Source organism: Niallia sp. 03133, assembly GCF_052663225.1.
This window is the reverse complement of the sequence record NZ_JBQTCY010000003.1, coordinates 395,504-404,696: the sequence shown is the minus strand read 5'-3', so window position 1 is coordinate 404,696 and position 9,193 is coordinate 395,504. Positions and strand designations below refer to the sequence as shown.

Below are 9,193 nucleotides of genomic sequence, written 5' to 3'. Positions count from 1 at the left end.
TATCAATGATGTTGTTCAATTCTCAAATTGATTGAAATTAACTCGTATCTTTCCTATTCTTGACTGAACGTTCTAGTAAAGGTAGTATGAATAGGAGAAAGGAGGTATATCAGTTTGGCAAGGAGCAAGGAATTTGATACTAGGCTAGTGTTGCATAAGGCTATGGAAGTATTCGGACATTATGGATACGAAGGAACATCGCTTCCACTTTTGCTTAAAGGACTTGGTATAGCTCGGCAAAGTCTTTATGATACCTATGGTACGAAGCGAGAGCTTTTTATTAAAGCGGTTAACCATTATGTGAATGAAAAATCATCAGCTGTTGTTGTCTATTTGGAACAAGTAACTCCCGTCAAGAAAGCTATTTCGGATATTTTCGCAGTTATTGTGGATACTTTGAAAGATGAACAACGCCGGAAGGAATGTTTCATTCTGCACAGCGCAATTGATCAGATACCTCATGATTCCGAAATTGCTGAGCTATTCGCACAAGATAAAATCCGCTTAGAGCAAGCGTTCTACGAAGCTTTGGTTCGCGGTCAGCAACAAGGGGAATTGGATCCAAATCAAGACATGCGTGCGTTGGCACAATATTTATATCATGCCCGGTATGCATTGACGCAAGCAGCAAAATTAACGGACGACCCAAAAGTCATAGAACAAATAAATGCAGTTACTTTAACTGTACTTGATAATAAATGAAGCGTTTTGAGCGCTTCTTTTATTATTAATAATTATAGACTAATTAGTCTATAATTGGATAGAAAACGGACTATTTAGTCTGTAATTTAAAGGAGAATGAGAATATGAATAAATTCAAAGGATTGGCGCTTTTTATTCTGGCTATTTCACAACTAGTTATGGCTCTTGATTACACAATTATTTTTGTGGCAATGCCTTCTCTTGGTAGTGAACTTGGTTTTTCAGCGAACCATTTGCAATGGGTTGTCAGTGCATATTCACTAGCTTTCGGTGGATTTTTGCTTATAGGAGGTCGATTATCCGATCTTGTGGGTAGAAGGCGCATGTTTATTATCGCTATGGGACTGTTCGGACTGGGATCTCTTTTGGGAGGATTGTCAGAATCACAGCTTATGTTAATCACATCAAGAGGATTGCAAGGCCTTGGTGCTGCACTGCTATCACCAGCAACTTTGTCGCTAATCATGTCTAATTTTAATGAGGGACCAGAGCGCAACAGGGCAATGGGAATTTGGGCATCAATGGGTGGTGTCGGAATGTCACTTGGCCTCCTGCTTGGCGGAATCCTTACTAGTTACGTCGGATGGGAAGCTACATTCATTGTCAATGTACCTATTGCGATAATTGTAATTCTTCTTGCACCGATGGTGCTTACAGAAAGCAAAATTTCCTCTGTCACGAAGGAGTATGATGTTGCCGGTACGATATCAGTTACATTGGGACTGCTATTAGTTGTATATTACCTCGTTCAGTCCCCAGTAGAAGGATGGTTTAGTACATCGACACTTCCTTATGTACTTATTGGCAGCACTTTTTTGATTGCTTTCATTGCTATTGAAAAACGAACTAAAGAACCTTTAATATCCTTTGGTATTTTTCGCAACCGAAATCTAACGGGAGCTACACTAACTGCTTTTCTATTTTCAGCTTCGTTCGGATCACTTTATTACTTTTTAACGCTTTATACACAAGAAGTACTGGAGTATTCGGCTATTCAATCAGGTCTTAGTTTTCTTCCGCTGACGATTAGCGCTTTTCTAGGAGCTAAGTTGATAAACAGGATGCTCAGCTCTGTTGGTATTGCAGGAACAATTGCTGTAGGGATGGGACTTGGAATTGTTGGTTTCCTTCTGTTGAGCAACCTTTCCGAAACAGGGGCGTTCTGGGGGATTATTCCGGGTACGGTTATTATCGGAATTGGTCAAGCGCTTGTCTTCACAACGATGTTTATAGCAGGCGGCATGGGCATTAATCAGAAAGAGCAGGGCGTAGCCTCCGCACTTATTTCTACTGGTCAGCAAATTGGAGGAGCAATCGGTTTAGCCCTTATTATGGCGATTATTACAGCTAGCCTTGGCTCAAACTCAACACTTGAAATGATGTTACCATCTGAACTAAACGATGCCATTCACACCGCATTTCTGATCTCGGCATCTATTACGCTACTCGGTATTTTAGTTGCCTTCTTTACACTCAAACAGTCTAAGCCATCTAATCTAGAGGAAACCAAGGTTACAGTTTCTCATTAAAGTGCCTTCTTCCAGCTGCCAACAGGCAGCTGTTTTTTTATAGGCAATGCAAAGGGAGATTGGCCTTTTTCTTTCTATACATGTCGTTATGTGTGCTGGGGAAAAATTACATAAGGAGCGAAAAAATAATGATTTTATGAAATCAGCTACGTCTTATTGGTGAGGTTATCGGATATTTAGACCAATATATTGGTGACGAGTTTTTTGAGTATAGAGTAAGATATTTAATCATGAATTTGTATTTGAAATAGAAGCTGTTCCAAAAACTATGAGGTTTTATAGTGTGAGACTCAAAAACGAATAACACCATTGAACTAACGGGGGCGTTAGTTGAAGAAGGAGCTAAATCATTTATTATAGGTAACTCTTTTGGTAGTTCTCCCAGCCAATTCTCACAAACAGAACAATGACCAGGTTTAGATTTCCTTGTTAAAATAGGGTTTGCTTTATTACAGTAAGGGCATTTAAACGATAAATATTGATTATGTTGGGTACAAAAATTCACCAATTGAAAATTCCAAATTAAACGTTCGTATACAATTTTTTGATTTACATAATCATCATTATAACAGGCTGGACACCAGGCTCTTTGACTTCGTAACAATCCTCTTGTGGGGAAAACTTGTGACCAATTTAATAATGTTGTTGCTTTTAAATCCTTTCTACATGTTATTTCTTCAAATATATCTAAAAATCTTGAGCAAGAGTACCCAAACCATTTAACCCATTTGAAGATTTATACAGACCTTCCCCTCCTTTTACTGCTTGATTAGTCAAATATCTCTTTTTCAACAGAGGTGCAATTATTTTCGCTACCATATCACCTGTCCTAATAGAATGTTGCGTTGCTAGACGTGAAATATAACCACTAAAAGATTCAACATTTGGCGTACCTACACCGATTGGTTCTAGATTATACAAGCTACTTCTCGCAATATTTGAATAGATTTCATCATCATGCCCACAAGCATGAGAAACTCCTGGTATTTCTGAAATATAACTTTTTTCTCCTTCTTCTACAATAGGAAGTGCATCCATGTCAGCTCTCAATGCTATTGTAGTTTCCCCTTCGGTTCCTTTAAGAAATCCCACAACACTAGGAGCTTCATAATCTAAAATTTTTATATTTAATTTTTCCAGCTGCTTTTTAATATATTTACATGTTTCGAATTCTTTGCCTGATAATTCTGGATATTTATGCAAGTGTCTTCGATGTTTAATAGCTATTTCTTTTAATTCCATTAAATTATTTATTTTCACTGAGTTCATTTTATTCCTCCTACTAAGCTTATTTTTGGCTTATAATAATTAATTTGAGAGTTAGTTTATTGTTAAATACTACAATAGTTTTCATTATCCAAATAATAAGAATGTTCTATTATTATCATTCATTTTTTTTATACACCAACTTTGCTAATAAAATTTTTATAGATTAGATAAATACACTGTTGACAATTACATAAAACAATAAAGGTATTACTATTAAATTATTCAATCGTTAGTATAAAATGTTCTAATTAGACAAACTCACTAAATAAAATTAACTTTTGGACAATAGAGAAAAATACTGGTTATGTACAGATAGGAAAATAGAAAGGAAGATTTGTAGGGCTCACTGCAACAGGTCTCTTGAAACATTAATGGCAGTGATAGCAAGAAAACCTGTTAAAAAAGAAAAATGGTCAATTTCTATAATTGTGCCGTTTTCTCATTAATTAAGAGGGGCATTAAGATGGCTGAAGAAACACTTGCCTATATATCAATTACTATTCCCATTACTGTTGCATAACAAATACTGCTATGGTTTTAATAGGAGCATCGATCGGTTTTATTACTGCATCAAAAATCCCTTTACTGTAGGTATTGATCAAGAAATTGCAGGGCTTCCATTATTCACAGGAATTACATATCGTATATTGTTATGTATACAGCAGGCGTTGTTTTTATCTGCAGGCATGCTCTGAAAGTAAAAGATATAAAAGGCCCTTCTGGCTTTTAAACGGGAATCCCCATCTCATTCAGCCGCTCATAAATAAATTGAATTCTCTTTTCATACTGTTTTTTCAACTCACCTGGCATCATTAATTGGACAAAGTTTATTTTTTCAAATTAAAAACCCCATCATCAAATTAACAGAGATGATAGGGTTCATAAATATTCAAGCATATAATTTCAATAAGTATATTCAAGCATAAGCTTTCATTTCAAGAAAATTTATGGTTGAAGTCACACATAGACAAATAAAAAACCACCAAATATGTATTTGGTGGAGACGGTGGGAGTCGAACCCACGTCCAGAAACATCGCCACTTAAGCTTCTACGAGTGTAGTCAACATATTCGCATTTCGCTCAAACTTCTGCCTGCTGACTGGCGTCCGATGAGCTAGTCTGATTATTCTCTTCCTTCATCCTCAGACGGTGGATTCCGGCGTAGCCCACTATCGTTGAGTCCCTTACCCTACCACATGGGCGATGGAGGGAGGAACCGCTAAGCGCTATTAAGCAGCTAAAGCGAAGTTGTTTTGTTGTTTGCCAGTTATAGGCTTTGACGTTTTAACGAGGCCGATCCCCTCGACTCGCAACTTAAGCTCGAACTATCCCTGTCGAATCCGTAACGTCCCCATTCGGATAAAATCATGTGATTGTTACATCACGTGATTCACGCATCGTGTGCGTTAACGTTAGGAAGCTCAAAAATAGGAGCTAAAGTTATGTTTGTCGTTATCGACATAAATTATTATAACATACTCCAATCATTTTTCAATTGTAAAGTTTTGGATTACATTTTTTGCCTTTCACGAAGGGCCCGCTCAATGTTTCGGTTTGCTTCTTTCTTTTTCAACGTCTCGCGCTTATCATAGTTTTTCTTACCCTTACCCAACCCGATTAAAACTTTTGCAAAGCCGTTTTTTAAATATAATTTTAACGGTACAAGCGAGTAGCCTACTTCTTTTGTATCGCCGATTAATTTAGCTATTTGTTTATTATGAAGCAATAGTTTTCTTGTTCTTAAAGGCTCATGGTTGTATCTGTTTCCTTGCTCATATGGGCTTATATGCATCCCATATAAAAATACTTCTCCATTATGAATGCGGGCATAGGATTCTTTTAAGTTGACTCTGCCACCACGAATTGCTTTTATCTCTGTTCCTTGCAAAACAATTCCCGCTTCGTATGTTTCTTCTATAAAATAGTCATGATTTGCTTTTTTATTTTGTGCAATCATTTTGCCTTCACCTTTTGGCATATCTCTTCCCCCTGACTCTAGCCACTATTGTAACAAATAATAATCCTACAAACAATTTTAATATACAGGGGGAAATTGTTCCTCCCCCATCAGAAGCTTAACGCCGTTTTTTCTTTCTTTTTGCTTTTGGCGCATTCTCGAAAAATTTTCTTTCTTTTTTTCCTTTTCTCTTTGACTCTCCATTGCCGCCTTTTCTATCTTTGTCTTGGCTGGATTTCCCTTTTCGAGGAGCCCTAGAAGTGCTGCCAGTAGAAAATACTTTTCCATCTTTTTTCGGATCTCTTCGGCGTGTTCCTTTCATGCCGACAATCTCGAAGTCAATGGCACGCTCGTCTTTATTTACGCTGACAACACGAACGGTAATTTCATCGCCGATTCTGAATACTTTGCCTGTTCTTTCCCCAATCATGGCGAAATGGCGCTCATCATAACGATAATAATCATCTGTCATATAGCTTACATGCACAAGACCTTCAATGGTATTCGTCAATTCCACAAACATTCCGAAGTTGGTTACAGAACTGATAATGCCATCATACTCTTCTCCAATCTTATCGAGCATATACTCCGATTTTTTCAATTCATCTGTTTCACGTTCCGCTTCAACTGACCTTCTTTCCATATTGGAAGAATGCTCTGCAATATCGGTCAGGCTGCTGTTCCATTTTTCTTGAGTAGGAGCACTTATATCCCCTTCAATTAAATAGGTTCGAATTAAGCGGTGGACAATCAAGTCAGGATAACGTCTGATTGGCGATGTAAAATGCGTATAAAATTCTGTTGATAGTCCAAAATGCCCTAAGCTTTCAGGATAATATTTCGCTTGCTGCATGGAACGAAGCATAACGGTGGAAATAACCATTTCTTCTGGTGAACCTTGTACTGATTCAATGATTTCCTGTAGTGCACGAGGGTGCACAGAATTCGCCGTTCCTTTTACGATATAGCCAAAATTGGTAATAAATTCAAAAAATCTCCTTAATTTTTCTTCCTTAGGATCCTCATGAATTCGATAAATAAAAGGAACCTGCATCCAATGAAAATGCTCCGCCACTGTTTCATTGGCAACCAGCATAAATTCTTCAATTAGTCTTTCTGCAACAGAACGTTCTCTAAGTACAACATCCAGCGGTTTTCCCTCTTCATCCACCAGCACTTTGGATTCTTTAAAATCAAAATCGATCGCACCACGGGTCATTCTTTTTGTACGCAATATTTGGGCAAGCTCTTCCATTAACTCAAACATTGGTACAAGGGCCTCATATTTACTTCTTAATTCGTCGTCTTTTTCTTGCAAAATAGAATTAACATCAGAATAAGTCATTCGCTCTGTTGTTTTAATAACACTTTGAAAAATTTCATGTGATACTACTTCCCCATTAGGACTAATTTCCATTTCACAAGAAAGCGTCAAACGATCCACTTTCGGATTAAGAGAGCATATCCCATTAGAAAGCCGATGTGGAATCATTGGAATTACTCTGTCCACAAGATATACACTTGTACCTCTTTCTTCTGCCTCCACATCAATCGGTGAATTTTCTGTTACATAATAAGAAACATCTGCAATATGCACCCCAAGCTTATAATGGCCATTTTCCAGCTTTACAACGGTTACGGCATCGTCCAAGTCTTTTGCATCAGCTCCATCAATCGTGACAATCGTTTCGTTTCGCAGATCCCGTCTATTTTCGATTTCTTTTTCATCGATAATTTCAGGCGCATCATTTGCTTGATCTAATACTTCTTCAGGGAAAGCGAGCGGCAATCCATGTTTATGTATAACAGATAAAATATCGACACCAGGATCATTTTTATGACCTAAAATTTTTACAATTGCCCCTTCGGCATTTTTCCGCCCTTCAGGATAAGCAGTAAGTTTTACGACAACCTTATGACCTTCAACCGCACCTTTTGTACTTCCTTTTGGAATAAATATATCCGTTGCGATTTTTTTATCATCCGGAATAACAAAACCAAAATGCTTGCTTTCAGAATAAGTGCCGACAATTTGCTGTACTCCTCTTTCAATTATGCGGACAATCGTTCCTTCCCTGCGCTGGCCGGAGCTTTCAGATGTTACTCTAGCTAATACGATATCTCCGTTCATTGCCGTATTTACTTCGTTGGGAGGGATAAAAATATCATCCAATCCTTGTTCTTCTGGAATAACAAAAGCAAATCCTTTCGCATGTCCAGCAATCTTGCCTCTTACTAAATTCATTTTTTCAGGCAGACCATATCGATTGCTTCTTGTACGAACGACTAAACCTTTTTCCTCCATTTGAACAAGCGCTTTTACAAAATCCTTAAATCCACTGGAATCTTCAATCCCAAATGCCTCTTCCAGTTCTTGCACAGTTAATGGTTTATAGGCTTCATCCTTCATATAAGTTAATAATTTGTCTATATGTTGTTGAATAATATCTTCCAATTTGCAACCTCCTCTATCTCTTCTTTTCTTTTATTCTTTCCAATCTAAGCGCTCTAAAAACGCATAAAAATCATGAAATACTTGTTCTTTTTCTTTATCATGCGTAATAACATGACCGGAATTTTCATACCACTTAATATCTTTCGGATCTCCTTCTACTTCACGGTATATGATATTAGCACTGTCCGTGTTTATCATATGATCATGCCTTGCTTGTATAACAAATACAGGGGCATAAATAAGATCCACATTTTCCCGAACATCCGAAATTAAGTTCTGCAATTCTTTTAATGTATTCATTGGAGCGAATTGAGACATTTCCTGTTCAATCGCTTCTTCTGATTTTTTTTCGCGGATCTTATAATTGCGTGCATATTCTAAAACACCCTCATACATCACTTCTTCGCTTTTTATATACATAGGGGCACACATTGTTATAATACCCTTCACAGGTACAGTGTAACCTAATTTAAGAGAAAATACGCCTCCTAGAGAAAGTCCGCCAACTGCGATTTCCTCATATCCTTGGCTTTTTAAAAATTCGTATCCCTCCATGACATCCTTCCACCAATCTTTTGGACCGTATTGAACTAATTCTTCAGGCGGAACTCCATGTCCTTTATATAAAGGAATATGACATGTATATCCTTTTTCATTTAGAAATCTCCCTAATAAACGCACATCAGAAGTATTGCCGGTGAAACCATGCAAGAGAAGTACTGCTCTTTTATTATCTCCTTCAAATGTTAACGGCTTTTGTTGAACCACTTTCATGTTAGAATCTCCTTTACCTCTAAAAATATCATACCCTGCTTCTTCGTATTCCCTACATCTATGTTACCTTGTTTTAATCGATGCAGTAAAATGTTTACCTTATTAGCAATCATTCGAAACTAAAGATAGGATTTGTTATACTCTCTATTTTAGGCAGAGTTAAAACGAACAATCCAGTATTAAATTCTAATTATAAAGTAAACTTCCATCAGTGGGGGTTTTTCTTCATCCCCGACTGATGGTTAGTTGCACTTATCGGACCTTTACGGGCAGTTTTTCCCCACCTAGCTTCCTCGATTTCTCGGCATCTCGAGGTAAGGATCTTACTGCCCGTTAAGAGTGGGATATACCATTATCCTGTTAAAATATTTAAATGGTCCTACAGATACATCACTTTCTCTTTTATTACCTCGTATCTTTATTTCTTCTATAATAAGTTATTCTGTTTTCTTTTAGACAAAAATCCGAAAAAAACCTGACCTTGAAAGGCCAGGTTTTCCATCTAT

General features: G+C 37.3%; 7 protein-coding genes, 1 other RNA gene and 1 pseudogene. 3 read left to right on the top strand and 6 right to left on the bottom strand.

The genetic code is table 11. The features are described from left to right. The first annotated feature begins 114 nt into the window (after positions 1-114). From ACTYBU_RS06460 to ACTYBU_RS06450, 3 genes are all read left to right on the top strand, one after another. Positions 115-702 carry a TetR/AcrR family transcriptional regulator gene (locus ACTYBU_RS06460; RefSeq protein ID WP_445488121.1) on the top strand — a complete coding sequence of 196 codons (588 nt, stop codon included), beginning with the start codon at positions 115-117 and terminating at the stop codon, positions 700-702. Positions 703-806: 104 nt separating this feature from the next. Beyond that, on the top strand, positions 807-2,231 hold the full coding sequence (locus tag ACTYBU_RS06455; protein ID WP_445488120.1) for an MFS transporter: 1,425 nt from the start codon (positions 807-809) through the stop codon (positions 2,229-2,231). Positions 2,232-2,386: 155 nt separating this feature from the next. After that, positions 2,387-2,482 carry a DUF3658 domain-containing protein gene (locus ACTYBU_RS06450; protein ID WP_445488147.1) on the top strand — a complete coding sequence of 32 codons (96 nt, stop codon included), beginning with the start codon at positions 2,387-2,389 and terminating at the stop codon, positions 2,480-2,482. Between the two features lie 281 nt (positions 2,483-2,763). Here ACTYBU_RS06450 and ACTYBU_RS06445 read toward each other — a convergent pair. The 6 genes and pseudogenes from ACTYBU_RS06445 to ACTYBU_RS06420 form a co-directional block, all read right to left on the bottom strand. Continuing rightward, positions 2,764-2,835 (bottom strand): annotated as a pseudogene (locus tag ACTYBU_RS06445) (hypothetical protein); the annotation flags it as partial. An 83-nt stretch (positions 2,836-2,918) separates the two neighbouring features. Beyond that, positions 2,919-3,500: a M20/M25/M40 family metallo-hydrolase gene (locus ACTYBU_RS06440; RefSeq protein ID WP_445488118.1), complete on the bottom strand. Its 582-nt coding sequence runs from the start codon at positions 3,498-3,500 to the stop codon at positions 2,919-2,921. A 995-nt stretch (positions 3,501-4,495) separates the two neighbouring features. Beyond that, positions 4,496-4,854: a transfer-messenger RNA gene (ssrA, locus tag ACTYBU_RS06435) on the bottom strand. Positions 4,855-5,011: 157 nt separating this feature from the next. Next, a complete protein-coding gene (smpB, locus tag ACTYBU_RS06430; RefSeq protein WP_445488116.1) occupies positions 5,012-5,479 on the bottom strand; it encodes an SsrA-binding protein SmpB in 468 nt (155 codons plus the stop codon). A gap of 97 nt (positions 5,480-5,576) precedes the next feature. Continuing rightward, positions 5,577-7,913: a ribonuclease R gene (rnr, locus tag ACTYBU_RS06425; protein ID WP_445488114.1), complete on the bottom strand. Its 2,337-nt coding sequence runs from the start codon at positions 7,911-7,913 to the stop codon at positions 5,577-5,579. A 30-nt stretch (positions 7,914-7,943) separates the two neighbouring features. Then, a complete protein-coding gene (locus tag ACTYBU_RS06420) occupies positions 7,944-8,687 on the bottom strand; it encodes an alpha/beta hydrolase (protein ID WP_445488112.1) in 744 nt (247 codons plus the stop codon). Positions 8,688-9,193: the final 506 nt, after the last annotated feature.

What these genes read in the sequence shown, in the direction of transcription:
- ACTYBU_RS06440 (WP_445488118.1), bottom strand. Translation starts at nt 3,500, where the DNA reads ATGAACTCAGTGAAAATAAATAATTTAATGGAATTAAAAGAAATAGCT.
- ACTYBU_RS06455 (WP_445488120.1), top strand. Translation starts at nt 807, where the DNA reads ATGAATAAATTCAAAGGATTGGCGCTTTTTATTCTGGCTATTTCACAA.
- smpB (WP_445488116.1), bottom strand. Translation starts at nt 5,479, where the DNA reads ATGCCAAAAGGTGAAGGCAAAATGATTGCACAAAATAAAAAAGCAAAT.
- ACTYBU_RS06420 (WP_445488112.1), bottom strand. Translation starts at nt 8,687, where the DNA reads ATGAAAGTGGTTCAACAAAAGCCGTTAACATTTGAAGGAGATAATAAA.